Origin of the sequence: Streptococcus sp. SV2 (assembly GCF_030440175.1) — a bacterium.
GTDB classification, from domain to species: domain Bacteria; phylum Bacillota; class Bacilli; order Lactobacillales; family Streptococcaceae; genus Streptococcus; species Streptococcus raffinosi.
Genome location: NZ_JAQFJQ010000007.1, coordinates 63,420 through 88,054, shown reverse-complemented (window position 1 = coordinate 88,054; position 24,635 = coordinate 63,420). Strand labels below are relative to the sequence as shown.

Sequence of the window (24,635 nt, the reverse complement as noted above, 5' to 3'; positions counted from 1 at the left end):
GACATATATAAGAGAGTTTAGAGGAAGAAGGAGGTAGGTTGATGAAACTTGCATTATTAGGGACAGGAATGATTGTTACAGAGGTTTTGCCTGTTTTGGCAACTATTGAGGGAATTGAGCTGGAGGCTATAATGTCGACACCACGATCACTTGATAAGGCTCAAGCTTTAGCTAAGCAATATGGTCTAACTCAGGCGACAAGTGACTATGAAGCAATCTTGTCCAATCCAGATGTTGATACCATTTATGTTGGAACACCTAATCATACCCACTATGACTATGCCAAACAAGCACTTCTAGCTGGCAAGCATGTCATCTGTGAGAAACCTTTTACCATGCATTTGGAAGAGTTTGAAGAGCTGACTAAGCTTGCCCAAGAAAAAAAGCTTCTCTTGATAGAAGCTATAACCAATCAATATCTAGCTAATTTCACAGCGATTAAGAATTCTCTAGCAGAAATCGGTGATATCAAGATTGTGAATATCAATTATTCTCAATATTCATCACGCTACGATGCCTTTAAACGTGGTGAGATTGCTCCTGCCTTTAACCCTGAAATGGGTGGGGGAGCGCTTAGAGATCTGAATATCTACAATATCCATCTTTTGGTCGGACTTTTTGGAAAGCCTATTCGTGTGGAATACCTACCTAATGTGGAGAGAGGAGTGGATACGTCAGGAATTCTAGTTTTGGACTATGGTAACTTTAAGGCTGTTGCCATTGGAGCTAAAGACTGTAGTGCTGACATTCGTTCAACCATTCAAGGAGATAAGGGAGCTATCACCATTTTGGGTGCAACCAACACTCTCCCTGAGATTGGCGTCACCCTCAATGGTCAGAAAGAGAGAGTCGTCAATCTCAATAGTCTACAACATCGTATGCATGATGAATTTGTGGCTTTTGAAAAGATGGTGGCGACCAAGGATTTTGACAGTGTTGCCAAGCAGTTGGAGCATAGTCGTCAGGTTATGCAAGTCTTGGATCAGGCCTCTAAAGTTTTGTAAGATACTAAAAAACAAGCAGTGGCATTAGCCATTGCTTGTTTTGGATTTATACAGTTGTTGGGAATGAAATCTCAATCAATTTTTCGGTGTGTACTGTTTGGAGTTTGTCCATCAAAACGATGTCTTTGTCAATTTTGCGTTTGAGGAAGAATTCACGGATGATTTCTAATTCGTTATCCTTAACAGCACGGTGTTTATTTGAAATCAATAGTTCGTAATGTTTAGGTGCTTGTGTAAAGACAACATCTGTATTTCCAGCAGAATAGGTTTCTACGAGGAAGGCATCTGTATTATCAAGTTGGTTTTGTACAAGTTCTTGGTGTGTTTGCGTCGTGTTAATAAGTTTCATAGTTACCTCCTAGGATTTGGCAGTTCTTGTATGGCTAGCTTTCCATTGTTCGATTCCCCACTTATGGCTGCCGCGTTTAAGCTTGGAAATCGCTTCATCAATTGGGAACCATGCCAGCTTGTTGAAATCTTCTAGAGGGTTACCAATTTCTGAAAAATCTACAACTTCATAAATGTAGGCTGGATTGTAAAAGTAAGTGTCACGGTGGCTTGAATAGAAGTATTCGTCAGCCTGTCCATAGTACTGTCCTAAAGTGGCTGTATACCCAAGTTCTTCAATTAACTCGCGTTTTAAGGCACTAAAGTGATCCTCGCCTGCTTCGATTTCTCCACCTGGGAGAAACCAAGCCCCGTTAGGAGCTTGAACTAAAATAATCTTCGTCTTGTCTTGGTTAGGAATCACAGCATAAACACCGTAACGTGTCTGATAATGAGCTCCCTCAACCTTATCACCAAATGTTGGATTCATAAGTTGCTCCTTAGGTTTATTTGCCTATATTATACTAAAAAAATCCTCATTTTCCTATTGATTTAGGCAGAATTACAGAGAATTTTGAAAATGGAAAATTGAAAAGTGTGAAAAAAGGAGTAAGATAGAAGAAATTTTAAATGACGTTTCTTCTGTCTTACTCCCCTTAGGGTCAAACAAGCCTAGAAGCCTGTTTGAGATAGTAGATATGGAAAATGTTACCCCATACCTTGAGTTTTTCTGATTTGAAAATTATAGCACCTTGTCCTACTTCTAGACGATTTAGTCAGATTCTTTGGTCGTTTCAGTTTCTTGTGCAGTTTTTTCAACTTTTTTAGCAGATTTAATAGTGATATGACCCTTGGATGTCATGACTGCCTTGAGATCTTTTTCATTTGGATTTTCAAGGTAGAAGTCGGTAATGGCATCCTCAATATAATCTTGGATGGTACGGCGAAGTGGTCGAGCACCCATCTTAGGGTCGTAACCAAGGTCAACCAATTTTTCTTTGACTTTTTCAGTCACACTAAAGTGGATACCGTTATTGGCCAAGCGCTGGTTGACGCTATCAAGCATGAGGTCCACAATAGTTAGGAGGTTTTCCTTACTGAGGGCAGAAAATTCAACAATACCGTCAAAACGGTTCATAAATTCAGGACTAAAGAAGTCTCCGAGTTGGTTCAACACAGAGTTAGTGCGATTCTCACGAGCAGCTCCAAAACCAACACTAGCTTCAACTTTACCAGTACCGGCATTTGATGTCATGATAATAATGGTATCTTTGAAGCTTACAGTGCGACCTTGTCCATCAGTCAAACGACCATCATCAAGAACTTGAAGGAACATGTGAAGCACGTCTGGGTGAGCTTTTTCAACCTCATCAAGAAGAATCAGTGAATAAGGATTACGGCGGACTTTTTCAGTTAACTGACCAGCTTCGTCATAACCTACATATCCTGGAGGGGCACCGACCAACTTAGCAACAGCGTGTTTCTCCATGTATTCGGACATGTCGAATCGAATCATACTATCTGCTGATCCAAAGAGTTCAATGGCCAATTGTTTAGAGAGCTCAGTTTTACCTACCCCAGTAGGACCTACGAAGAGGAAACTACCAATTGGGCGATTTGGTGCGCCAAGACCAACACGATTACGACGGATAGCTTTGGCAATCTTATCAACTGCGGCATCTTGTCCAATAACATGTGACTTAAGGTCATCAGCAAGGCTAAGAAGTTGTGATTGTTCTTTTTCTTTAAGGTCACCGACAGGAATGTTTGTTTTTTGTTCTACAATGGCTTCGATATGTTTTTCAGTGATGACAGGCATATCTTGGTCACTGATGGTTTGTTTTTGCATTTCCTTGTATTTGGCAATTTGATCACGGAAATAAGCAGCCTTTTCAAAGTCTTCGTCACGAGTGGCTTGAGCTTTGAGATTTTCCGCTTCAATCAAACGTTTATCAATATCTTTAGGATCAACAAAGTTAAGTGTCAAGTTCATCTTAGAACCAGCTTCATCAAGAAGGTCAATGGCCTTGTCTGGCAAGAAGCGGTCTTGAATGTATCGATTGGACAATTCTGCAGCTGCCCTGATAGCTTCGTCCGTATATTTGACATGGTGGTAGTCTTGGTATTTAGGTTGAATACCATGCAAAATTGTAATGGTTTCTTCAACGGTTGGTTCATCAACCTTAACCGGTTGCATACGGCGTTCGAGGGCAGCATCCTTTTCGATAATGCGATATTCGTTAAGGGTTGTTGCTCCGACAAGTTGAAGCTCGCCACGAGCAAGAGCAGGTTTTAGGATATTTCCAGCGTCCATATTGCCATCACCAGCATTACCAGCTCCTACAATTTCATGGATTTCATCGATAAAGAGGATAACATCCTGACGTTGACGAATTTCTTCCATAAGTTTTTGCATGCGTTCTTCGAATTGACCACGGATACCAGTACCTTGGACTAGGCTGACGACATCAAGACGGATAACTTGTTTGCCTTGGAGTTTTTGAGGTACACTACCATCAACGATTTTTTGAGCAAGACCTTCAACAACGGCTGTTTTACCAACACCAGGTTCACCAATAAGAACAGGGTTGTTCTTGGTACGTCGGTTAAGAATTTCTATAACACGAATGATTTCTTCATCACGACCAATGACAGGGTCAATATCTCCACGACGGGCAATGTCTGTGATATTAATTCCAAATTCCTCAAGTAAACCTTGTGGTTGTTGAGGCGCCTGTTGGCGAGGTCCTCCTGGACGTCCTGGCCCCTGTGTATTGCCACCGTTTCCTCGGTTTCCACCTTCCTGTGTTGGTGGTGTATTTGGAAGGTCTCCGTTTGAAGAACGGAAGTTGTTTAGGTCGCTGAAGAAATCATCAAAGAAGCTGGAACCCCCTGTTTGATTGAATTGATTGAGGGGGTTCTCTGGGTCAGATTTCATGATTTTATAACAATTTTGACAGAGGTCAACTTGTTGCTGATTACCATTTACGTTGGTATACAAATGGATACTAGCTTCATTTAGGTTACAGTTTTGGCAGAGCATATCAGTACCTCTTTCTATCTGGATTTGAAAGGACTCTTTTTTGAAGATAGCTTGGTCAAAAAAGGTCAAATCTATGTCTCCATTATAGCATGCAGTAGTAATATTGCAAGCAAAAAGCATTAGGGTTTGGCACTCTGTATAATCAAGTGCTAATTTTGAATTAAAATACAAAAATACTTGCATATTATACAAAAATAGACTATAATACCTTTTATATTATTCAGAATGAAAGTGAGAGCCCTATGACATTAGCAACATCCTTTTTGAAAGAAATTGACTTCACTAAACAGGAACTGGAAGAATTAATTGCGCTATCTCTTAAATTTAAAGAGTTGAAGAAAAATAGAATTCCTCATAAGTATCTAGAAGGGTTAAATATTGCCCTACTTTTCGAAAAGACATCAACAAGAACACGTTCAGCCTTTACTGTAGCTGGTCAGGATCTAGGGATGAATGTGACCTACCTTGGTGCAGGTGATATTCAGCTTGGTAAGAAGGAATCTGTAATTGATACAGCTAAGGTGCTTGGATCAATGTTTGACGGGATTGAGTACCGTGGTTTTAAACAAGAGGATGTTGAAGACTTGGCTAAATACTCTGGTGTTCCGGTCTGGAATGGTTTGACAGATACTTGGCATCCGACTCAGATGATTGCGGATTTCATGACCTTGAAGGAGCACTTTGGTAGTCTAGAGGGCTTGACCATTGCTTATATTGGAGATGGTCGTAATAATATGGCAAATTCACTTTTGGTGACATCGGCTATCTTGGGCGTTAATGTTAAGATTATCGCTCCAGAGGGTTTGCAGCCTGAGGATGATATTGTTGCCCTAGCTCATAAACATAATAATGGTGCTGATTTAACCATTACAGATGATATTTCAGAAGTTAAGGGAGTGGATATGCTCTACACTGATGTCTGGGTTTCTATGGGAGAAGAAGTGGACTTTAAATCTCGTATTGATTTGCTTCTACCTTATCAGATAAATGCAGACTTACTTGCCAAAACGGAAAATCCAGATGTCATCGTTATGCATTGCCTTCCAGCCTTCCATGACCTTAATACTCAAATTGGACAGGAAATGTATGACAAATATGGTTTGGCAGAGTTAGAAATTACAGATGAGGTCTTCCAAAAATACAGTGACATCATCTTCCAAGAAGCTGAGAACCGTATGCATTCTATCAAGGCTATCATGTACAATTCCTTGAAAAATATTTAAAATTCCCCCATTTTTTCCGTAAGTGTGATAAAATAAGTAAGAAATACACAATTAATAGGAGAAATAACATGGAATCACATTTGGTGAGAATCATTAACCGTCTTGAAATGATGGCGGCTGATGGTGGTAATTTAAAACGTAATTTTGAACGTGAAGGAGTGGTTGTTGCCGAAGTATCTTTCAGCAATGATCCAGAAAATGGTCCAGTTTTCACATTGCGTGACGTTGAAGCTCGTGAATCTTATTCATTTGATAGCATTGACTTGATTGCAATGGAAATCTACGACTTGCTTTACTAATCAATAACTTGAAACCGACTCTTTTTAGACTAGGGGTTTCAAAATCGTTAATGGGAGTGGGAAAGAGCATGTAAAATTGTTCTTACTCACTCTTTTTTGATTTTTATGTCTTTAAGCTACTTTTTATACTGAAATATCGCATTTATAAGAAAATACTTTATTATTATGCATCCTTCTGATATAATAATGAGGAATATTAATAAGGAGTATCTTGATGAACTTTTCATTTTTGCCACAGTTCTGGTCTTACTTTAACTATGGTGTCTTAGTAACAATTATGATTTCAGTCTGCGTGGTCTTCTTTGGGACCATTCTTGGGGTTTTGGTATCCCTGATTAAGCGTTCTGGAATCAAGCCATTAGAGTGGCTCGTAAGCCTTTATGTTTGGGTTTTCCGTGGAACGCCTATGGTTGTGCAAATCATGATTGCTTTCAACCTCATTCATATGAACCTTCCAACGGTTCAGTTCGGAATTTTGAACCTTGATTTGTCACGTATCGTTCCTGGTATTATCGTCCTTTCTTTAAATAGTGGTGCCTATATCTCTGAAAGTGTGCGTGCAGGGATTGAGTCTATTCCGAAAGGACAGGTCGAAGCAGCCTATTCACTTGGTATTCGTCCATGGAATACCATGCGTTATGTGGTCTTGCCTCAGGCTATTAAAAATATTTTGCCGGCCTTGGGTAACGAGTTCGTAACGATTATCAAAGATAGCTCGCTCTTGCAAACCATCGGCGTTATGGAATTGTGGAATGGTGCACAGACTGTTGCGACAACAACTTACTTGACCTTGACACCGCTTCTGTTCGCAGCCTTCTACTATTTGATTGTGACAACGGCTATGACAGCGCTTTTGAAACAAATGGAAAAACGACTTGGGGAGGGAAGTAAATAATGGCAAAAACAATTATTGAGATTAAAAATCTTCACAAGTATTTTGGTAAAAACGAAGTTCTCAAGGGGATTGATCTAGATATTAAAAAAGGTGAGGTAGTGGTTATCATTGGTCCTTCAGGATCTGGTAAATCAACCTTCCTACGCTCAATGAACTTGCTTGAAACGCCTACAAAAGGTGTAATTTCCTTTGAAGGTGTGGATATTACAGACAAGAATAACGATATTTTCAAAATGCGTGAAAAAATGGGAATGGTTTTCCAACAGTTTAACCTCTTCCCAAATATGACGGTTAAAGAAAATATTACCCTCTCTCCGATTAAAACTAAGGGAATTTCTAAAGCTGATGCTGAAGCTAAAGCCTTGGAACTTTTAGATAAGGTTGGCTTGAGAGAAAAGGCGGATGCTTATCCAAGTAGCCTATCAGGTGGTCAGCAGCAACGTATTGCGATTGCGCGTGGTTTGGCTATGGATCCAGATGTTCTCTTGTTTGACGAACCAACTTCTGCCCTTGACCCTGAGATGGTTGGTGAAGTACTTGCGGTTATGCAGGACCTTGCCAAGTCTGGGATGACTATGGCTATCGTTACGCATGAAATGGGCTTTGCCTATGAGGTGGCCGACCGTGTTATCTTCATGGATGGCGGTGTTATCGTAGAAGAAGGAACACCACAAGAGATTTTTGACCATACGAAAGAAGAACGTACAAAGGATTTCTTGAGTAAGGTATTGTAAGACTGAGATTAAATCTTGTTTGTGAAGGCTGGAATTATTCCAGTCTTTTTTGCTGTTTTACTTTTCTAGAATCATTCTTGTTTAGGGCGATTTTACGGAAACAATGGATAATTATGCTATAATGATGCCATACCAAAAATAATATAGAAGGTCAAGAAATATGCTTATATATGACACGGCCTTAAAAACCCCTTATAGGATTCTTGGAATTAACCTTCCTAAAGATAGTCTTTTGCACCTATCTAACTTAGGGTTAGCTCCTGGTGAAACCATTGAGGTGGTAACTAAGACCAAAAACAGTGCTATTATTATAGTGAAAGGGAGTCGCTTAGCCTTTGATGCATCGATTCTAGATAAGATTGATTTGACACCTGCTGAGGAAAATGAGGAGAAAATACCTCTTTCTGAACTACCAGTTGGGCGTTCTGCCATCGTCACTGATATTTTCGCAGCTAATGAAACCAAGCGTCGTCTCATGGATATGGGAATTACAAAGCGCACACGGCTTTTATTACGTAAAGTAGCTCCCTTAGGAGACCCTTTAGAAATTAGTTTGAGAGGCTATGAATTAACGCTACGCAAGTCGGAAGCGCAAATGATTAGTGTAGTCATGCTGGATGAGGGAGAGGAAAAATGATAGAAGTTGCTTTAATTGGTAATCCTAATAGTGGTAAGACTAGCTTATTCAACTTGATGACAGGGCATAATCAGCGTGTTGGTAACTGGCCAGGTGTTACAGTTGAACGAAAAAGTGGGCTGGTTAAAAAGCATAAAGATATCGAAATTCAGGATTTACCTGGGATTTACTCTATGTCACCCTATAGTCCTGAGGAAAAGGTGGCGCGTGACTATTTACTCAGCAAAAAGGCTGATAGCATCTTAAATGTGGTTGATGCGACAAACTTGGAACGTAACCTTTATCTGACAACACAGTTGATTGAAACAGGTATTCCTGTGACCTTGGCTCTTAACATGAGTGATGTTTTAGAAGCTCAGGGAAAAACAATTAATATCGATAAATTGTCTTATCATCTGGGTGTCCCGGTGGTTGCGACTAGCGCTCTCAAACAGACTGGTGTGGATAAGGTTGTGAAAAAGGCAGCTCATACGACGATCGCTAGTGTAGGAGACATCGCTTTTCCAATTTATGATGATAAATTAGAAGCTGCCATCTCACAAATTTTGGATGTTTTGGGAAATTCTGTGCCACAAAGGTCCGCACGTTTTTATGCCATTAAGCTCTTTGAACACGATGCTTTGGTTGAGGATGAACTAGATTTGTCAGCTTTCCAACGTAAAGAAATCAAAGACATCATACGTATCACTGAGGAAGTTTTCACAGAGGATGCCGAATCTATTGTCATTAATGAGCGTTACGCCTTTATTGAACGTGTTTGTAAGATGGCTCAGAGTCAGACAAAAGATTTTGCCTTAACCTTGTCAGACAAGATTGATAAATTAGTAACCAACCGTATTTTGGCTCTCCCAATTTTTGCGGTAGTTATGTATTCGGTCTATTATCTTTCTCTTCAGGGAAAGATGTGGACTGACTGGGCCAGTGATGTTCTCTTTGGCAAGTATGTTCCTGATTTGATTACCTCTGGGCTCACCTATCTTCATGTCCAAGATTGGCTTAAGTCTTTGATTGTTGATGGCGTTGTGGCTGGGATCGGGACGGTACTTGGCTTCCTTCCCCAAATCTTCGTGCTATTTATCTGCTTAGGTGTGCTTGAAGATATTGGTTATATGAGTCGTATCGCCTTTGTTATGGACCGTATTTTCCGTCGTTTCGGACTCTCAGGGAAATCTTTTATTCCGATGTTGATTTCAACAGGATGTGGTGTCCCAGCAGTTATGTCTAGCCGGACTATTGAAAATGAAAGAGATCGTCGGATTACTATTATGACGGCAACCTTTATGCCTTGCTCGGCTAAATTGGAAATTATCGCTTTGATTGCTGGGGCCTTCTTTCCTCACAATCCTCTGGTGGCTCCAAGTACTTATTTTATTGGGATGGCTGCCATCATTTTATCAGGTATTGCCCTTAAAAAGACGAGCTTTTTGGGTGGCTTGACCAGTCCTTTCATTATGGAGTTACCTTCTTATCATTGGCCTAAGGCTATGTCGGTCTTGCGTTATGCTTTTGGTAAGGCTATGAGTTTTGTGAAACGTGCAGGAACCATTATTTTCAGTTTGACTGTCCTGATTTGGTTCATGTCCAACTATAACTTTATGTTACAGACCGTTGATACAGAAGTGAGTATCTTAGCTACTTTAGGTAAAGGCTTGTCTTGGATTTTTACACCTCTGGGCTTTGGAAATTGGAAGGCAACGGTTGCTGCTCTCACAGGTTTAGCAGCCAAGGAGACCGTGGTGGCTACCTTCGGAATTCTCTATCATAACAGTAGTGAAGCTGGTTTGGCTACGGCCCTGCAAGCAGATTATTCAGCTCTAGCTGCTTATTCTTTCTTGATTTTTAACCTGCTTTGTGCACCATGTTTTGCAGCTATTGGGGCTATCAAACGTGAAATGGCTAATCTGAGATGGACGGTTGGAGCGATTGGTTTTCAAACAGGTTTGGCCTATTGTGTCAGCTTGATTCTATATCAATTTGGTCAAGTTCTCCTTTATGGTAAGCCGATAACTCCTTGGACACTTGTAGCAGTCTTGCTTTTAGTGACTATGATTTACTTCGTTGTTCGTAAACCGCGTCAAATTAAGGATAAGATTATTACCTTGGAAAATCTTCAAGAAGCTAATAGTTAGGAGAAGTTGTTATGTCTACATTTATTATTGCCTTTATTATTTTCGCTTTGGCTGGTTTAGGCATCCGTCACTATATCAAAGGAAAAGGATCTTGTGGTGATTGTGAGTGCTCTTGCGCGGTCAAAGAAGAAATGCATAAAGCTAATCATTAATAGAATATAAGAAAATGATCTCTTATTTGGATAAGAGGTCATTTTTACTTACAATTGTAAGGAATGTATAAAGATTGCCTAAGAGAAAGTGTGATATGATGACATTGAAAAAATCTAGCTTGATTTAACAAAGGAGAAATGAAAGGAATGGCATTGAACAGAGAGATTGTCCTAATTCACGGTACCTGGTGTGACGGTAATGTTTGGGGAGAATTCGCTTCAGGTTTGCGTCAAATGGGATATAAGGTGCATACTCCTAGCTTTCGTTATCATGATTTACCCTACCAAGATTGTCTAGCAAAGGTTGGGACAGTGACCTTGCAGAATTACCGAGATGATTTGGTGGACTTGATTGAAAGTCTAGATCAACCGCCACTTATTTTGGGACACTCTTTAGGATGTTTGGTGGCACAGATGGTTGCCGAAAAGACGGAAGTAGCTGGTATGATTCTTATGGGACCAGCACCTACGGCAGATATTTTTGCCTTTTACCCAACCATGCTGGCTTGTTTTGGTAAGCATTTTCTACGCTGGGGATTTTGGAAAAAGGCTATGCCTCCTTATAAAAAGGAGTTTTTCAAGTATTGTATGAATGAACAAGAAGAGTCCTTGAAAGAAGAAGTTTTTGCGACATTAGTTCCAGAATCAGGCAAGGTTTACACCCAGATGGCTCTTCCTTGGTTTGATAAAACGAAGGCAGCTTACGTGGACTTTAGCCAAATATCTTGTCCTGTTCTCGTGATTTCTGGAACCAGGGACAAGATGACTCACCCTAATATTGCAAGAAGAACGGCAAAGAACTACCATGATTCGGTGCTCATTTCACTAACTGGTGCTGATCATATGTATGAGAGTGGCAAATTCCAACAAAAGACCTTATGTGCCATTAAAGGATGGAGCCAGCAAAATAGTTTTGTCAATTAATAGCGAAAACGAATCAAAAAGTTGAAACAGTGTTTCGGCTTTTTTAGTACTCAAATGTGAACTGTTTTTTTGAAAATTTTGAAAATTAATTCACAAAGAGTCTTCCCTATGGTATAATTGAAAAAAAGTATGTATTGGAGAACACACATGGTGATAATGATGGACGGTAAAGCCCTAGCTCTTAAAATGCAAAATCAATTGCAAGAAAAGGTGGCTCGTCTTAAAGAAAGTGAATGGATTGTACCAGGATTGGTCGTTATTATGGTTGGCGACAACCCTGCTAGTCAGGTTTATGTCCGTAATAAGGAACGTGCGGCTATTAAGGCAGGTTTCCATAGCAAGACGGTCAATCTTTCAGAGAGAATAAGTGAAGAAGAATTGATTGAGGTCATTGAAAAGTACAATCAAGATCCGCTATTCCATGGTATCTTGGTACAATTACCACTACCTAACCATATCAATGAAATGCGTATTCTCTTGGCAATTGATCCTAAAAAGGATGTTGATGGATTCCACCCTATGAATACGGGGAATCTTTGGAATGGACGTCCTCAAATGGTGCCGTGTACTCCTGCAGGTATTATGGAAATTCTTCGTGAGTACAATGTTGAATTGGAAGGTAAGACAGCAGTTATTATTGGACGTAGTAATATCGTCGGCAAGCCCATGGCTCAGCTTCTTTTGGAAAAAAATGCCACAGTTACTTTGACCCACTCAAGAACACCACATTTGGCGAATGTTTGTAACAAGGCAGACGTTTTGATTGTGGCTATTGGACGTGCAAAATTTGTCACAGAAGACTTTGTCAAAGAAGGTGCCGTTGTCATTGATGTGGGAATTAACCGTGATGAAGAAGGCAAACTTTGTGGCGATGTTGATTTTGAAGGTGTGAAAGATAAAGTTGGCATGATTACGCCTGTTCCAGGTGGTGTAGGCCCTATGACTATTACCATGCTTATGGAACAGACCTATCAAGCTGCTCTTCGTAGTGCGAAAGGATAGCTTATGAAAGTAGATGGCGATTTAGCTAGGCAGGTGATTAGACCTCGTTTGAGAGAGTCTCATAAGGGATCTTACGGTCGTGTGCTTTTAATTGGTGGCCTCTATCCATATGGTGGTGCCATCATTATGGCTGCTATTGCCTGTGTCAATAGTGGGGCTGGCTTGGTTACGGTAGCGACTGATCGTGACAATATTCCAGCACTTCATGCCCATCTTCCTGAGGCTATGGCTTTTGATTTTGGAGAAAGGGACAGGCTTCTTGATAATCTTAGGGTTGCAAATGTGGTTTTAATCGGTTCAGGTTTAGGTGAGAGTGATGCAGCGAATCAAGTCTTGAATTTGGTCCTGGCAAATATCAGGCCAGATCAGAACGTGGTTGTTGATGGTTCAGCCCTTAACCTTCTTGCTAAGAAAAATAAGGCGGATTTGCCAGAGTGTCACCTCATTCTTACCCCTCATCAGAAAGAATGGGAACGTCTTTCTGGCTTAGCTATTTTGGAGCAGACTGTTTCTAATACACAGAAAGCTCTGGCGGACTTTCCAGCTGAAACCATACTAGTAGCTAAGAGCCACCGAACGTCTGTCTACCAGAGTAAAGAAGTAGCTCATTTAGAGGTTGGTGGTCCCTATCAGGCAACTGGGGGCATGGGAGATACCTTGGCCGGTATGGTAACGGGTTTTCTTGCTCAATTTGCTTCAAATGACCGCTATAAAGCTGTTACGGTTGCCAGCTGGCTTCACTCAGTCATTGCTGATGACCTCGCTAAAAATGCCTATGTGGTTTTGCCGACACGCATCAGTAAAGCCATTCCAAACTGGATGAGAAAATTGTCATTATAATCTAAAAAACATGTCTCAGATTGAGGCAAGTTTTTTTAGATTTCGACATTTTTTTAAGTTTGCCTAGGCTGATTTATGATAAAATAAAAGAGAATTTTTATGAGAACATAGAGGAAAAAAAGTGACATCATTTTCAAAAAAACTCAATCAAAATTGGAAAAAATGGCGCCAAAAACAAAAAGACAAACGAGCCAATAAACCTAAGAAGCCAGTTAATATCTCACGTCGTGTTTACTTGCTTTTTGGTGTCGTTCTTGTTCTTTTTTTATTACTTTTTGCACGCCTTGCTTATATGCAAATTTCTAACAAATCCTTTTATGCAAAGAAATTAGAGGATAATTCCAAGTATACTGTTAGAATTGCTAGCGAGCGAGGTCAAATTTTTGATGCCAAGGGGGTTGCTCTGACGACCAACCAAAGTAAGGACGTCATTACCTTTACACGTAGTAATCTGGTTTCATCTGATACCATGAAAAAGGTTGCAGAGAAGTTGGCAACCATGGTAACTCTTACTGAGACTAAGGTAACTGCCCGTCAAAAACGTGATTTTTACCTTGCGGATTCTGCAACCTATAAGCGTGTGGTCAATAATCTTCCAAATGACAAGAAAACAGACAAATTTGGTAACAAACTTGCCGAAGCCACTATTTACAATAATGCTGTTGATGCAGTGCCTGATGAAGCCGTTGATTATTCTGAGAATGAACTTAAGATTGTCTACATTTATTCTCAGATGAATGCTGTGTCTAATTTCTCAACAGTCACATTAAAGACAGGAGAATTAAGACCTGATCAGATTGCGATTGTAGCGGCTAAACAAAAGGAACTTAATGGTATCACGGTTGCTAAGGATTGGGAACGTCATACAGCTGATTCGGCCTTATCTCCTCTGATTGGTAAGGTTTCAAGCTCAGAAGCAGGCTTACCTCAGGAAGATGCCAAAGAATACCTTAAAAAAGGCTATGCCCTCAATGACCGTGTAGGAACCTCTTATCTAGAAAAAGAATATGAGGAAAAACTGCAAGGAAAACATACGGTTCGTGAAATTACTGTAGATAAAGAAGGAAAGGTCGACAGTGATAAAATCACGCAAAAAGGTAGCAAGGGTAACAACCTGCAGTTAACTATTGACCTTAATTTTCAAAAGGGTGTTGAAGACATCCTAAGTCAACAACTTTCTTCAGAAATTGCTGAGAATAAGGCGACTTATTCTGAGGGAATGTATGCGGTGGTACTAAATGCAGACACCGGTGCTGTACTTGCAATGGCAGGACAAAAGCATGAGAAAGGGGCACAAGATTTTAAGGCGGATGCCCTAGGAACGATTACGGATGTCTTCATTCCAGGATCTGTTGTTAAGGGGGCTACCTTGACGGCAGGTTGGCGTTCGGGTGTCATCTACGGTAACCAAGTTTTGACTGACCAGCCTATTAATATTGCTGGTTCAGCTCCTATTACATCTTGGTTTACGGATCAAGGTAGTCGTGCCATTACGGCTACTCAGGCCTTAGAGTATTCATCAAATACTTATATGGTTCAGATTGCAATCAAACTCCTCGGCCAACAATATTATCCAGGTATGGCTTTGTCAACGGATAATATGGATAAGGCTATGAAAACTCTCCGTGATACTTATGGCGAGTTTGGTATGGGAGTTTCGACTGGTCTTGATTTACCTGGAGAATCTGAAGGCTATATTTCCAAGAAATACAATGTTGCCAATGTGCTGACAGAAGCCTTTGGTCAGTATGACTCCTATACAACCATTCAACTAGCTCAATATGTTGCTTCAATTGCTAATGGTGGTAAACGTGTGGCTCCCCATATTGTTGGAGGCATTTACGATGCTGGTGCAAATGGTAGTCTAGGTACCCTCTCTTCAACGGTTGATACCCGTGTGCTCAATACCCTTTCTTTAGATTCTGAGCAACTTGGTCTTGTCCAACAAGGGTTCAATGACGTTGTCAATTCAGGTTCTAGCCTTGCAACAGGTAAAGGAATGGCAAGTTCTATCATTCCAATTAGTGGGAAAACAGGAACAGCCGAAACCTATGCGACAGATAGTTCTGGTAATTCTGTAACCACAGTTAATCTTAATGCTGTAGCTTATGCAACAGCCAAAGATGGAACCAAATTAGCTGTTGGAATTATGTACCCACATGCGCTTGACTGGAAGAGTAAGGCCCATCAAGGTGCAGTCAAGGCCATTATGGAACTTTACCAAAACACTCACTAAAGTCTAAAATCTCTTGTGCCTTGCATGAGAGATTTTTCTATGATATAGTGTTTGGGTGTTTGTCCTTGGGGCAGCGGTTATCATGTCATAAGATAAAAAGTTAGAAATAGATTAAGAATAAAAAGAAATGGAGGCCTTCATGCTTTATCCTACTCCGATTGCTAAACTGATTGATAGTTTTTCAAAACTCCCTGGAATTGGGGCTAAAACGGCGACACGATTGGCTTTTTATACCATTAGCATGTCTGATGAGGATGTCAATGATTTTGCTAAAAACCTTTTGGCTGCTAAGCGTGAATTGACTTATTGCTCAGTTTGTGGGCGTTTAACGGATGACGATCCCTGTAATATCTGTACCGATGAGACTAGAGACCGTACTAAGATTTTGGTTGTCGAGGACTCAAAAGATGTTTCAGCTATGGAAAAGATTCAGGAATATCATGGCCTTTACCATGTGCTTCAAGGTCTTATTTCACCTATGAACGGTATAGGGCCTGATGATATTAATTTGAAGAGTTTGATTACTCGTTTGATGGATAGTGAGGTTGAAGAAGTCATTATTGCAACCAATGCTACAGCCGATGGTGAAGCAACAGCCATGTATATTTCCCGTGTCCTCAAACCAGCCGGCATTAAGGTAACCCGTTTAGCACGTGGTTTGGCTGTTGGTTCTGACATTGAATATGCTGATGAGGTGACCTTGTTGCGAGCAATTGAGAATCGTACAGAACTTTAAAAAGTCATTTAACGATGGCTTTTTTTCGCTATTTGTCGGATTTTGATACTGAAAGTTTTTAATAGTAAGGTGCTGATGAAGAAATGTAGGGACAGAGAAGTTAAAGGATTCTTTGGAAAAACGGTTTTTCTCATGGTTTAAATCGATAAAGGCTTGCTATATCATATTCTTAATAAAAGAAGCAGACTATTAGGCTTAAGTCTGCTTTTTCTGTATCCTTGTGATATAATGAAGTGATTGATATTGGACCGGAGTTAATCTGGGGCGATATTAACTGTGATTAAGTATTTGTAATAAAAAGCTAATTTGTTAGTGAAAGGAAACGAACGGTTCTGTCCTAAAACTGGAATCAATCGTTCGGAAAGATATGCTATGTACGTTGAAATGATTGACGAGACTGGACAGGTCTCTGAAGAAATAAAAAAACAAACCTTGGAGTTGCTTGATTTTGCAGCGCAAAAACTTGGTAAGGAAGACAAGGAGATGGCAGTTACTTTTGTAACTAACGAACGTAGTCACGAATTGAATTTAGAGTATCGTGATACGGACCGCCCTACTGATGTGATTAGTTTGGAGTATAAGCCAGAGGTAGATATCACTTTTGATGAGGAAGATTTAGCGGAAAATCCAGAATTGGCTGAAATGATGGGAGAATTTGATAGTTATATCGGTGAACTCTTTATTTCCGTTGATAAGGCTCACGAACAGGCTGAAGAATATGGACATAGCTATGAGCGTGAGATGGGCTTCTTAGCTGTTCATGGCTTTCTTCACATCAATGGGTATGACCATTACACCCCTGAAGAAGAAGCGGAAATGTTTGGATTACAGGAAGAAATTTTAACTGCTTATGGACTTACGCGACAATAATCCACAGAAAAAGTGGAAAAATAGAGAATTTACAGCAAGTTTTGAGTTTGCTCTGACAGGTATAATTACGGCTATTAAAGAAGAACGTAACATGCGCAAGCATTTGGTTTCTGCTGTTTTAGTGGTACTAGCTGGCTTGATTTTTCGTGTATCTGCGATAGAATGGCTTTTTCTCCTGCAGGCGGTTTTTCTAGTAATTGCTCTTGAAATTGTCAATTCTGCCATTGAAAATGTGGTTGATCTGGCTAGTAATTATCACTTTTCTATGTTAGCCAAAAATGCTAAAGACATGGCAGCGGGAGCTGTCCTTGTCGTATCTTGTTACGCACTCATCACTGGTATGATTGTTTTCATACCTAAGATTTGGAACTTAATTTTTAACTAGAACTAAAGAGAAAGAAAGTAAATGACATTTAAATCAGGTTTTGTGGCCATTCTTGGCCGTCCTAATGTAGGAAAATCTACCTTTTTGAACCATGTTATGGGGCAAAAAATTGCAATCATGAGCGATAAAGCTCAAACAACCCGTAATAAAATTATGGGGATTTACACAACAGACAAGGAACAGATTGTCTTTATAGATACACCGGGTATCCACAAGCCTAAGACGGCTTTAGGGGATTTCATGGTAGAATCTGCTTATTCAACCCTTCGTGAAGTGGATACGGTCCTTTTTATGGTTCCAGCCGATGAACCTCGTGGTAAGGGTGATGATATGATTATCGAACGCCTTAAGCAAGCCAAGGTACCCGTTATTTTGGTGGTTAATAAGATTGACAAGGTCCATCCCGACCAACTCCTTGAGCAGATTGACGATTTCCGTACCCAAATGGATTTCAAGGAGATTATTCCAATCTCAGCCCTTCAAGGAAACAATGTCTCTCACCTTGTGGATGTTTTGAGTGACAATCTTGAAGAAGGTTTCCAATATTTTCCATCAGATCAGATTACAGATCACCCAGAACGTTTCTTGGTGTCTGAAATGATTCGTGAAAAAGTGTTACTCTTGACTCGTGAAGAAATTCCGCACTCAGTTGCTGTTGTTATTGATTCTATGAAGCGTGATGAAGAGACGGATAAGGTTCATATTCGTGCGACGATCATGGTTGAGCGTGATAGCCAAAAAGGTATTGTCATCGGTAAAAAAGGTGCCATGCTCAAGAAAATTGGTACCCTTGCTCGCAAAGATATTGAACTCATGCTTGGGGATAAGGTCTTTCTCGAAACTTGGGTTAAGGTTAAGAAAAATTGGCGTGATAAAAAACTTGATTTGGCCGATTTTGGTTATAACGAAAAAGAATACTAAGAAAAGCTGGGCACTTGCTCGGCTTTCTTGCTAGAAGGAGGAAGAGATGCCTGAGTTGCCTGAAGTAGAAACGGTTAGACGTGGTTTAGAAAGACTGGTCCTAGGGCGAACTATTTTGTCGGTTGAGGTCAAGGTCCCAAAGATGGTAAAAACGTCCTATCAAAGCTTTCTAAATGAATTACCTGGTCAAAGGATTCAAGCCATGCGACGTAGGGGAAAGTATCTCATTTTTGATTTTGGTCAGTTGATTATGATTTCCCACTTGCGTATGGAGGGGAAATACCTGCTGTTTACAGACCAAGTTCCTACCAACAAACACTTTCACTTATTTTTTAAGTTAGATGATAGCTCTACACTTGTCTATCAGGATGTTCGCAAGTTTGGAACTTTTGATTTACTATCTAAAAATCAAGAGGAAGCTTATTTTATGAAGAAAAAGCTTGGTCCTGAACCTACTAAGAAGGCCTTTAAATATGCATCGTTTGAGAGAGCTTTAATGCGTTCCGACAAGCCTATTAAGCCCTTACTCTTGGACCAGAAATTAGTGGCTGGACTAGGAAATATCTACGTTGATGAAGTGCTTTGGGCAGCCAAGGTTCATCCAGAGACGCCAGCAAGGGAACTCAGCAAGGCAGCCATGAAACGAGTTCACGATCAAACGATTGCCATATTACAGTTGGGGATTGAAAAAGGTGGTTCCACTATAAGGACCTATCGTAATGCCCTCGGTGAAGACGGGACCATGCAGGATTATTTGCAGGTTTACGGAAAGACAGGGCAACCTTGTCCACGTTGCGCAAGCACGATTGAGAAAATCAAGTTAGGAGGAAGAGGAACGCATTTGTGTCCTCATTGTCAAAAACGATGATTATAGGATTAACAGGAGGCATTGCTTCAGGAAAATCAACCGTTGTTGAAATGATTAAAGAGGCAGGTTACAAGGTCATTGATGCCGATCAACTGGTGCACGACATGCAGACCAAAGGGGGCAGGTTGTATCAAGCCTTGCTTGATTGGTTGGGAGAGGCTATCCTTCTTTCTGATGGAGAATTAAATCGTCCTAAGTTAGGGCAATTAATCTTTTCAAGTGAAGAGATGCGGCATCAATCTGATGAAATTCAGGGAAAAATTATCCGAGAAGAGTTGGCAGCCCAAAGAGATGGCTTGGCCAAGGAAGAGGACGTCTTTTTTATGGATATTCCCTTACTGATTGAAAATGATTATCAGGATTGGTTTGACCAGATTTGGTTGGTGGCGGTGTCTCCTGAGGTCCAGCGCCAACGCTTGATGAAAAGGAATCACTTAAGTGCTGAGGAAGCAGACATGCGTATTGCTAGTCAAATGCCTTTATCCGAAAAACTGCCGTATGCTAGTTTAGTTATTGATAACAACGGGAGCATTGATGATTTGAAGGAAAAGGTGAAGAGTGCCATCAAAGATTTAGCTAACCTCCTATAGTTAGCCATTGTGTTATAATGGATAGTGAATTTTAGAAAGAAGATGATGATTTGCGCCAAAAAGAGCTTAAAACCGCTGATTGGCAACGAAATCTTAAAATTGCTTGGATAGGAACTTTTTTTACTGGGGCTAGCTTTTCTATTGTCATGCCTTTCATGGCTCTCTATGTTGAAGAATTAGGGGTTAAAGGCGCTATGGTAGAATGGTATGCTGGTTTATCTGTCGCTCTGTCTGCCCTAGCTTCAGCCTTGGTTTCACCAGTTTGGGGACGCTTGGCGGACCGTTATGGCCGAAAACCCATGATGATAAGAGCCAGTATGGTTATGACCTTTACAATGGGAGGCTTAGCCTTTGTGCCTAATGTCTTCTGGATGCTTTTCTTGAGAATCTTGAATGGCTTGTTTGCAGGTTATGTGCCAAATGCAACAGCCTTGATTGCTAGTCAGGCTCCTCAGCAACGTTCTGGCTATGCCCTGGGGACCTTGTCCACGGGTCTCACGGCAGGTGTCTTGATTGGCCCCTTGCTAGGGGGTGCCTTATCTGAGGCCTTTGGAATGAGGGGGACCTTTTTATTGGTTGGACTCATTTTGTTTATTTGCTGCCTCTTGACTATCTTTGGTTTGCGCGAGGACTTCCAACCGATTGAAAAGGGAGAGATGATGAGTCTTTCGCAAGTATTTGCTAAAATTCCTAGCAAATCACTTTTAATTGGGCTCTTTGTGACTAGTATGATTATCCAAATTTCTGCCCAATCAATTGCCCCAATCTTGGCGCTTTACATTCGTTATTTGGGTCAAAGTGATAATATCCTCTTTTACTCAGGGTTAATTGTGTCCGCTATGGGCTTTTCAAGTCTTTTAAGCACTCCTTATTTAGGCCGACTGGGTGATTGCATTGGGAATCATCGTTTGCTCTTGATGGGGTTATTCTATAGTTTTCTCTTGTATTTCCTTTGTGGTTTTGCAGGTTCAGCCTTGCAACTGGGCCTTTTACGCTTTGCCTATGGTTTTGGTGTAGGTGCCCTGATGCCGAGTGTCAATTCTTTATTGACCAAGATGACCCCCAAAGAAGGAATTTCAAGAATATTTAGCTTTAATCAAAGTTTTTCATACATTGGACAAGTTTTAGGTCCTTTTGTGGGTTCAGCGGTTGCTACAGGACTGGGCTATCGTTGGGTTTTCTTTGTGACAGCAGCCATCGTCTTTGGAAATTTTGTTTGGTCCTTAATCATCTTTAGAAAATCGCTAGGAGTTAAGAATATAGGTGAGAGTTAAAATCAATTTAAAGTGTAGTGAGTGTGGGAGTATCAATTACCTCACAAGTAAAAATAAACAGAATCATCCTGAAAAAATTCAGGTTCCAAAATTCTGTCCAAAGGATAGAAAAGTAACCTTACATGTTGAATCTTAAAGGGTTCTATGGTAGAATAATAAGGACATTTTCGGAGGAATAACTATGTACGACTTATTATTAACGCTGCTCTTGGTGATGTCAGCTATTATTGTGATTGCAATTTTCATGCAGCCACAAAAAAACCCAAGTAGCAATGTCTTTGATGGTGGTGGGTCAGAAGCACTATTTGAACGTAGTAAACCACGTGGTTTCGAAGCCTTTATGCAACGCTTTACAGGAATCTTGGTTTTTCTATGGATTGTAGATGCAATCGTCCTTTCCATTCTCTCAAGTAAGTAATGAGCTGACTGAGGTTGGCTCATTTTTTGCGTTATAGTCACTAGAAAAAAGGAAATCATGAAAGAAACTATTATAAATTACTTGAAAGAGCATGGAAAATCCAGTGTTAATGACATTGCCCATGCTCTTAATCAGGCTGGGGGAGAAAAGTTTCCACAGCTCATCAAGGCTATTTCAGTCATGGAAAGTAAGGGCCAGCTGCGTTTTAACAAAGACGGTTCGGTGTCCTTGCGACCAAAGAAAGAGCATCCCAATCAAGTTACTGTCGAGGGTGTTTTTCGTGCCAATAAAAATGGTTTTGGCTTCCTACATGTTGATGACAATGAAGATGATATGTTCATCGGACGTAATGATGTTGGCCATGCCATTGACGGTGACACTGTTGCTGTAGTCATTAAAAAGCCAGCAGACCGTTTGCGTGGGACAGCAGCCGAAGCACGTGTTGTTGAAATTGTAGAACGCTCGCTCAAGACTGTTGTAGGGAAATTTATCCTTAGCGACGAGAAAGAACCTTATGCTGGTTACATTAAGTCTAAGAACCAAAAGATTCAGCAACCAATCTATATCAAGAAAGAACCGGTTGCCCTTGATGGGACTGAAATTATTAAGGTTGATATTGAAAAATACCCTAACCGTCACTACGATTATTTTGTAGGAAGTGTTCGTGATATTATTGGTCACCAGGGAGATACTGGTATTGATGTCTTGGAAGTCTTGGAATCAATGGATATTGTTTCAGAGTTTCCAGAGGATGTCATGGCTGAAGCAGAAGCTGTGCCAGATGCACCTAGTCAGGAAGACCTAGTTGGTCGTGTTGACCTTCGTCAAGAAGTGACTTTCACTATTGATGGAGCCGATGCCAAGGACTTGGACGATGCGGTCCATATCAAACGTTTACCCAATGGTAATTTTGAACTCGGTGTCCACATTGCCGATGTGTCCTACTATGTCACTGAAGGTTCAGCTCTTAACCGTGAGGCCGTAGCACGTGGGACTTCAGTTTATGTGACAGACCGCGTGGTTCCAATGTTGCCGGAGCGTCTGTCAAATGGTATTTGTTCACTAAATCCCAATGTTGATCGCTTGACTCAGTCAGCCATTATGGAGATTACTCCAAAAGGTAAGGTGGTTAATCATAAGATTTGTCAATCTGTTATTAACACAACCTTCCGTATGACCTATAGCGATGTCAATGACATGTTGGCTGGAAATCCAGAAAAAATTGAGCAGTTTAAGCCAATCATGGATTCTGTATCAGCTATGGCAGAACTCCATAAGATTTTAGAAGACATGCGTGAGCGTCGTGGTGCCCTTAACTTTGATACATCTGAAGCTCGTATCTTGGTTAATGAAAAGGGAATGCCAGTAGATATCGTGGTGCGTGAACGTGGAACAGCCGAGCGAATGATTGAATCCTTCATGTTGGCTGCCAATGAATGTGTAGCTGAGCACTTCGCTAAGGCTAAGTTGCCATTTATCTACCGTATCCACGAGGAACCAAAAGCTGAGAAATTGCAACGCTTCATGGATTATGCCTCTATCTTTGGTGTTCAAATCAAGGGAACTGCTAATAAGATGGATCAGCTAGACTTGCAAGAGTTCATGGCTCGAGTGCAGGGTAAACCTGGGGCGGAAGTCATGAACATGATGTTGCTTCGTTCAATGCAACAGGCCCGTTATTCAGAACACAACCACGGGCACTATGGCTTGGCAGCTCAATATTATACCCACTTTACTAGTCCAATCCGTCGTTACCCGGACCTCTTGGTTCATCGAATGATTCGTGAATACACCAACAATTTGTCTCAAGAAACACGTGAACATTTTGATGAGGTAATTCCTGAATTAGCGTCATCATCTTCAACACTTGAACGTCGTGCCATTGATGCTGAACGTGTCGTTGAAGCTATGAAAAAAGCAGAATACATGGAAGAGTATGTTGGACAAGAATTCGACGGTATTGTCGGAAGTGTGGTTAAATTCGGTATGTTTGTGGAATTGCCAAACACCATCGAAGGTTTGGTTCACATCACGACCTTGCCAGAATTTTACAATTACAATGAACGTACCATGACGCTTCAAGGAGAGAAAACAGGTAAGACTTTCCGTGTTGGACAACCTATCCGTGTTAAATTGACACGTGCGGACAAGGAAACTGGAGATATTGATTTTCAATACCTTCCAAGTGAGTATGATATCATCGAAAAAGTGGATCATAAGGCCCGTCAAGAACGTGAAGAAAAGGCTAAAGCCTTCCGTCACAGAGGCCCTCGTCGTGACCGTCAAAATGGGGATTTCAATCGTCGTGGTAAGGGTGGCGATAATCGTAACCGTCAAGATAATAATGGCCGTAAAGGGTCTTATGACGATAGACGTAAGTCATCTAAGAAGCCAGACAAACGTAAGAATCAAAACCGTCCTCATAATGATAATAAGGGACGTGAGAGTGGTCGTCGTAAGAAAAAAGGCAACAAACCTTTTTACAAGGATGTAGCTAAAAAACGAAAATAGGATGAGAATGGAGGGACTGCTATGCCAAAGGGTGAAGGCAATGTTGTTGCTCAGAATAAAAAGGCGAGACATGACTATAGTATCGTTGATACTATTGAAGCAGGAATCGTGCTAACAGGAACGGAAATTAAGTCTGTTCGTGCGGCTCGTATCCAACTTAAAGATGGCTATGCCCAAATCAAAAATGGTGAGGCCTGGTTAATCAATGTCCATATTGCTCCTTTTGAGCAAGGAAATATTTGGAACCAGGATCCAGACCGTATCCGAAAATTATTGCTTAAGAAAAAGCAAATCGTCAAACTTGCAAACGACCTTAAGGGAACAGGGATGACCTTGGTTCCTCTTAAGGTTTACCTAAAAAATGGTTTTGCCAAGGTCTTGCTTGGTATTGCCAAAGGGAAGCACGACTACGATAAACGTGAATCTATCAAACGCCGTGAACAAGAGCGTGATATCAAACGTGTTATTAAGAGCGTTAACCGTTAAGACAGCGATCATCTAGGACCATTCAAGTCTTAGATGATTTTTTGCTTTTTAGCTTTAAGAAATGATATAATGGGAATGCCGTATGGTCTTTTTGTTAGGGTGTCTTTTGATGAGCACCTAACGATAGACTT

At 40.7% G+C, this 24,635-nt stretch carries 26 protein-coding genes; 23 read left to right on the top strand and 3 right to left on the bottom strand.

Going from position 1 to position 24,635, the window contains the following annotated elements; genetic code table 11:
• Positions 1–41: 41 nt before the first annotated feature.
• On the top strand, positions 42–1,004 hold the full coding sequence (locus PCY14_RS05785; protein WP_293936873.1) for a Gfo/Idh/MocA family protein: 963 nt from the start codon (positions 42–44) through the stop codon (positions 1,002–1,004).
• Between the two features lie 46 nt (positions 1,005–1,050).
• On the opposite strand, the gene PCY14_RS05780 is transcribed toward PCY14_RS05785, so the two are convergent.
• The 3 genes from PCY14_RS05780 to PCY14_RS05770 form a co-directional block, all read right to left on the bottom strand.
• Positions 1,051–1,353, bottom strand: a complete 303-nt coding sequence (locus PCY14_RS05780; RefSeq protein WP_002889059.1) for a DUF1827 family protein — start codon at positions 1,351–1,353, stop codon at positions 1,051–1,053.
• A 9-nt stretch (positions 1,354–1,362) separates the two neighbouring features.
• Positions 1,363–1,821: an NUDIX hydrolase gene (locus tag PCY14_RS05775; protein WP_002889057.1), complete on the bottom strand. Its 459-nt coding sequence runs from the start codon at positions 1,819–1,821 to the stop codon at positions 1,363–1,365.
• A 282-nt stretch (positions 1,822–2,103) separates the two neighbouring features.
• The gene (locus PCY14_RS05770; protein ID WP_042767220.1) at positions 2,104–4,374 is read right to left on the bottom strand and encodes an ATP-dependent Clp protease ATP-binding subunit; all 2,271 of its coding nucleotides are present in this window, start codon (positions 4,372–4,374) and stop codon (positions 2,104–2,106) included.
• Positions 4,375–4,616: 242 nt separating this feature from the next.
• Here PCY14_RS05770 and argF point away from each other — a divergent pair, with 242 nt between their 5' ends.
• From argF to smpB, 22 genes are all read left to right on the top strand, one after another.
• Positions 4,617–5,597, top strand: coding sequence for an ornithine carbamoyltransferase (gene argF / locus PCY14_RS05765; RefSeq protein ID WP_021145782.1), 981 nt, complete (start codon positions 4,617–4,619; stop codon positions 5,595–5,597).
• Positions 5,598–5,665: 68 nt separating this feature from the next.
• Complete coding sequence (locus PCY14_RS05760; protein WP_002885970.1) at positions 5,666–5,896, top strand: DUF1797 family protein; 231 nt, start codon at positions 5,666–5,668, stop codon at positions 5,894–5,896.
• Between the two features lie 214 nt (positions 5,897–6,110).
• Complete coding sequence (locus PCY14_RS05755; protein WP_021145781.1) at positions 6,111–6,791, top strand: amino acid ABC transporter permease; 681 nt, start codon at positions 6,111–6,113, stop codon at positions 6,789–6,791.
• Positions 6,791–7,525 (top strand): amino acid ABC transporter ATP-binding protein, encoded by a 735-nt coding sequence (locus PCY14_RS05750; RefSeq protein WP_002889049.1) that lies wholly within the window; start codon positions 6,791–6,793, stop codon positions 7,523–7,525. Before PCY14_RS05755 ends, PCY14_RS05750 begins: the two co-directional genes overlap by 1 nt.
• 160 nt (positions 7,526–7,685) lie before the next feature.
• Positions 7,686–8,162, top strand: a complete 477-nt coding sequence (locus tag PCY14_RS05745) for a ferrous iron transport protein A (protein ID WP_021145779.1) — start codon at positions 7,686–7,688, stop codon at positions 8,160–8,162.
• Positions 8,159–10,291 carry a ferrous iron transport protein B gene (gene feoB / locus PCY14_RS05740; protein ID WP_021152156.1) on the top strand — a complete coding sequence of 711 codons (2,133 nt, stop codon included), beginning with the start codon at positions 8,159–8,161 and terminating at the stop codon, positions 10,289–10,291. The genes PCY14_RS05745 and feoB overlap by 4 nt, the downstream gene beginning before the upstream one ends.
• 11 nt (positions 10,292–10,302) lie before the next feature.
• Complete coding sequence (locus PCY14_RS05735) at positions 10,303–10,443, top strand: FeoB-associated Cys-rich membrane protein (RefSeq protein ID WP_021145777.1); 141 nt, start codon at positions 10,303–10,305, stop codon at positions 10,441–10,443.
• A 147-nt stretch (positions 10,444–10,590) separates the two neighbouring features.
• Positions 10,591–11,367, top strand: a complete 777-nt coding sequence (locus PCY14_RS05730) for an alpha/beta hydrolase (RefSeq protein WP_021152155.1) — start codon at positions 10,591–10,593, stop codon at positions 11,365–11,367.
• A gap of 147 nt (positions 11,368–11,514) precedes the next feature.
• Positions 11,515–12,369: a bifunctional methylenetetrahydrofolate dehydrogenase/methenyltetrahydrofolate cyclohydrolase gene (locus PCY14_RS05725; RefSeq protein ID WP_008534097.1), complete on the top strand. Its 855-nt coding sequence runs from the start codon at positions 11,515–11,517 to the stop codon at positions 12,367–12,369.
• A 3-nt stretch (positions 12,370–12,372) separates the two neighbouring features.
• Positions 12,373–13,209 (top strand): NAD(P)H-hydrate dehydratase, encoded by an 837-nt coding sequence (locus PCY14_RS05720; RefSeq protein WP_293919601.1) that lies wholly within the window; start codon positions 12,373–12,375, stop codon positions 13,207–13,209.
• Between the two features lie 121 nt (positions 13,210–13,330).
• Positions 13,331–15,445 (top strand): penicillin-binding protein PBP2B, encoded by a 2,115-nt coding sequence (pbp2b, locus tag PCY14_RS05715; RefSeq protein ID WP_021152152.1) that lies wholly within the window; start codon positions 13,331–13,333, stop codon positions 15,443–15,445.
• A 139-nt stretch (positions 15,446–15,584) separates the two neighbouring features.
• Entirely contained in the window at positions 15,585–16,181 is a 597-nt protein-coding gene (recR, locus tag PCY14_RS05710; protein ID WP_008534102.1) for a recombination mediator RecR, read from the top strand.
• A 372-nt stretch (positions 16,182–16,553) separates the two neighbouring features.
• On the top strand, positions 16,554–17,051 hold the full coding sequence (ybeY, locus tag PCY14_RS05705) for an rRNA maturation RNase YbeY (RefSeq protein ID WP_002889029.1): 498 nt from the start codon (positions 16,554–16,556) through the stop codon (positions 17,049–17,051).
• Complete coding sequence (locus PCY14_RS05700) at positions 17,032–17,436, top strand: diacylglycerol kinase family protein (protein ID WP_002889028.1); 405 nt, start codon at positions 17,032–17,034, stop codon at positions 17,434–17,436. The genes ybeY and PCY14_RS05700 overlap by 20 nt, the downstream gene beginning before the upstream one ends.
• A gap of 21 nt (positions 17,437–17,457) precedes the next feature.
• Positions 17,458–18,357, top strand: a complete 900-nt coding sequence (era, locus tag PCY14_RS05695) for a GTPase Era (RefSeq protein ID WP_008534103.1) — start codon at positions 17,458–17,460, stop codon at positions 18,355–18,357.
• Positions 18,358–18,403: 46 nt separating this feature from the next.
• The gene (mutM, locus tag PCY14_RS05690) at positions 18,404–19,225 is read left to right on the top strand and encodes a DNA-formamidopyrimidine glycosylase (RefSeq protein ID WP_002889023.1); all 822 of its coding nucleotides are present in this window, start codon (positions 18,404–18,406) and stop codon (positions 19,223–19,225) included.
• Positions 19,222–19,815, top strand: coding sequence for a dephospho-CoA kinase (coaE, locus tag PCY14_RS05685; protein ID WP_037613323.1), 594 nt, complete (start codon positions 19,222–19,224; stop codon positions 19,813–19,815). Before mutM ends, coaE begins: the two co-directional genes overlap by 4 nt.
• Positions 19,816–19,913: 98 nt before the next feature.
• Positions 19,914–21,089, top strand: coding sequence for a multidrug efflux MFS transporter (locus PCY14_RS05680; RefSeq protein WP_298820647.1), 1,176 nt, complete (start codon positions 19,914–19,916; stop codon positions 21,087–21,089).
• Positions 21,079–21,225, top strand: coding sequence for a 50S ribosomal protein L33 (gene rpmG, locus PCY14_RS05675; RefSeq protein WP_002890443.1), 147 nt, complete (start codon positions 21,079–21,081; stop codon positions 21,223–21,225). Before PCY14_RS05680 ends, rpmG begins: the two co-directional genes overlap by 11 nt.
• A gap of 45 nt (positions 21,226–21,270) precedes the next feature.
• On the top strand, positions 21,271–21,507 hold the full coding sequence (gene secG, locus PCY14_RS05670) for a preprotein translocase subunit SecG (protein WP_002889016.1): 237 nt from the start codon (positions 21,271–21,273) through the stop codon (positions 21,505–21,507).
• Positions 21,508–21,564: 57 nt separating this feature from the next.
• Positions 21,565–24,018, top strand: a complete 2,454-nt coding sequence (rnr, locus tag PCY14_RS05665; RefSeq protein WP_021145767.1) for a ribonuclease R — start codon at positions 21,565–21,567, stop codon at positions 24,016–24,018.
• A 21-nt stretch (positions 24,019–24,039) separates the two neighbouring features.
• Positions 24,040–24,504: an SsrA-binding protein SmpB gene (gene smpB, locus PCY14_RS05660; protein ID WP_301363245.1), complete on the top strand. Its 465-nt coding sequence runs from the start codon at positions 24,040–24,042 to the stop codon at positions 24,502–24,504.
• Positions 24,505–24,635 lie beyond the last annotated feature (131 nt).

What these genes read in the sequence shown, in the direction of transcription:
- coaE (WP_037613323.1), top strand. Translation starts at nt 19,222, where the DNA reads ATGATTATAGGATTAACAGGAGGCATTGCTTCAGGAAAATCAACCGTT.
- PCY14_RS05745 (WP_021145779.1), top strand. Translation starts at nt 7,686, where the DNA reads ATGCTTATATATGACACGGCCTTAAAAACCCCTTATAGGATTCTTGGA.
- PCY14_RS05750 (WP_002889049.1), top strand. Translation starts at nt 6,791, where the DNA reads ATGGCAAAAACAATTATTGAGATTAAAAATCTTCACAAGTATTTTGGT.
- ybeY (WP_002889029.1), top strand. Translation starts at nt 16,554, where the DNA reads ATGTACGTTGAAATGATTGACGAGACTGGACAGGTCTCTGAAGAAATA.
- PCY14_RS05725 (WP_008534097.1), top strand. Translation starts at nt 11,515, where the DNA reads ATGGTGATAATGATGGACGGTAAAGCCCTAGCTCTTAAAATGCAAAAT.
- PCY14_RS05775 (WP_002889057.1), bottom strand. Translation starts at nt 1,821, where the DNA reads ATGAATCCAACATTTGGTGATAAGGTTGAGGGAGCTCATTATCAGACA.
- rnr (WP_021145767.1), top strand. Translation starts at nt 21,565, where the DNA reads ATGAAAGAAACTATTATAAATTACTTGAAAGAGCATGGAAAATCCAGT.
- era (WP_008534103.1), top strand. Translation starts at nt 17,458, where the DNA reads ATGACATTTAAATCAGGTTTTGTGGCCATTCTTGGCCGTCCTAATGTA.
- secG (WP_002889016.1), top strand. Translation starts at nt 21,271, where the DNA reads ATGTACGACTTATTATTAACGCTGCTCTTGGTGATGTCAGCTATTATT.
- recR (WP_008534102.1), top strand. Translation starts at nt 15,585, where the DNA reads ATGCTTTATCCTACTCCGATTGCTAAACTGATTGATAGTTTTTCAAAA.
- smpB (WP_301363245.1), top strand. Translation starts at nt 24,040, where the DNA reads ATGCCAAAGGGTGAAGGCAATGTTGTTGCTCAGAATAAAAAGGCGAGA.
- PCY14_RS05760 (WP_002885970.1), top strand. Translation starts at nt 5,666, where the DNA reads ATGGAATCACATTTGGTGAGAATCATTAACCGTCTTGAAATGATGGCG.
- PCY14_RS05770 (WP_042767220.1), bottom strand. Translation starts at nt 4,374, where the DNA reads ATGCTCTGCCAAAACTGTAACCTAAATGAAGCTAGTATCCATTTGTAT.
- PCY14_RS05755 (WP_021145781.1), top strand. Translation starts at nt 6,111, where the DNA reads ATGAACTTTTCATTTTTGCCACAGTTCTGGTCTTACTTTAACTATGGT.
- PCY14_RS05785 (WP_293936873.1), top strand. Translation starts at nt 42, where the DNA reads ATGAAACTTGCATTATTAGGGACAGGAATGATTGTTACAGAGGTTTTG.
- feoB (WP_021152156.1), top strand. Translation starts at nt 8,159, where the DNA reads ATGATAGAAGTTGCTTTAATTGGTAATCCTAATAGTGGTAAGACTAGC.
- PCY14_RS05700 (WP_002889028.1), top strand. Translation starts at nt 17,032, where the DNA reads ATGGACTTACGCGACAATAATCCACAGAAAAAGTGGAAAAATAGAGAA.
- mutM (WP_002889023.1), top strand. Translation starts at nt 18,404, where the DNA reads ATGCCTGAGTTGCCTGAAGTAGAAACGGTTAGACGTGGTTTAGAAAGA.
- argF (WP_021145782.1), top strand. Translation starts at nt 4,617, where the DNA reads ATGACATTAGCAACATCCTTTTTGAAAGAAATTGACTTCACTAAACAG.
- PCY14_RS05780 (WP_002889059.1), bottom strand. Translation starts at nt 1,353, where the DNA reads ATGAAACTTATTAACACGACGCAAACACACCAAGAACTTGTACAAAAC.
- PCY14_RS05720 (WP_293919601.1), top strand. Translation starts at nt 12,373, where the DNA reads ATGAAAGTAGATGGCGATTTAGCTAGGCAGGTGATTAGACCTCGTTTG.
- PCY14_RS05735 (WP_021145777.1), top strand. Translation starts at nt 10,303, where the DNA reads ATGTCTACATTTATTATTGCCTTTATTATTTTCGCTTTGGCTGGTTTA.
- PCY14_RS05730 (WP_021152155.1), top strand. Translation starts at nt 10,591, where the DNA reads ATGGCATTGAACAGAGAGATTGTCCTAATTCACGGTACCTGGTGTGAC.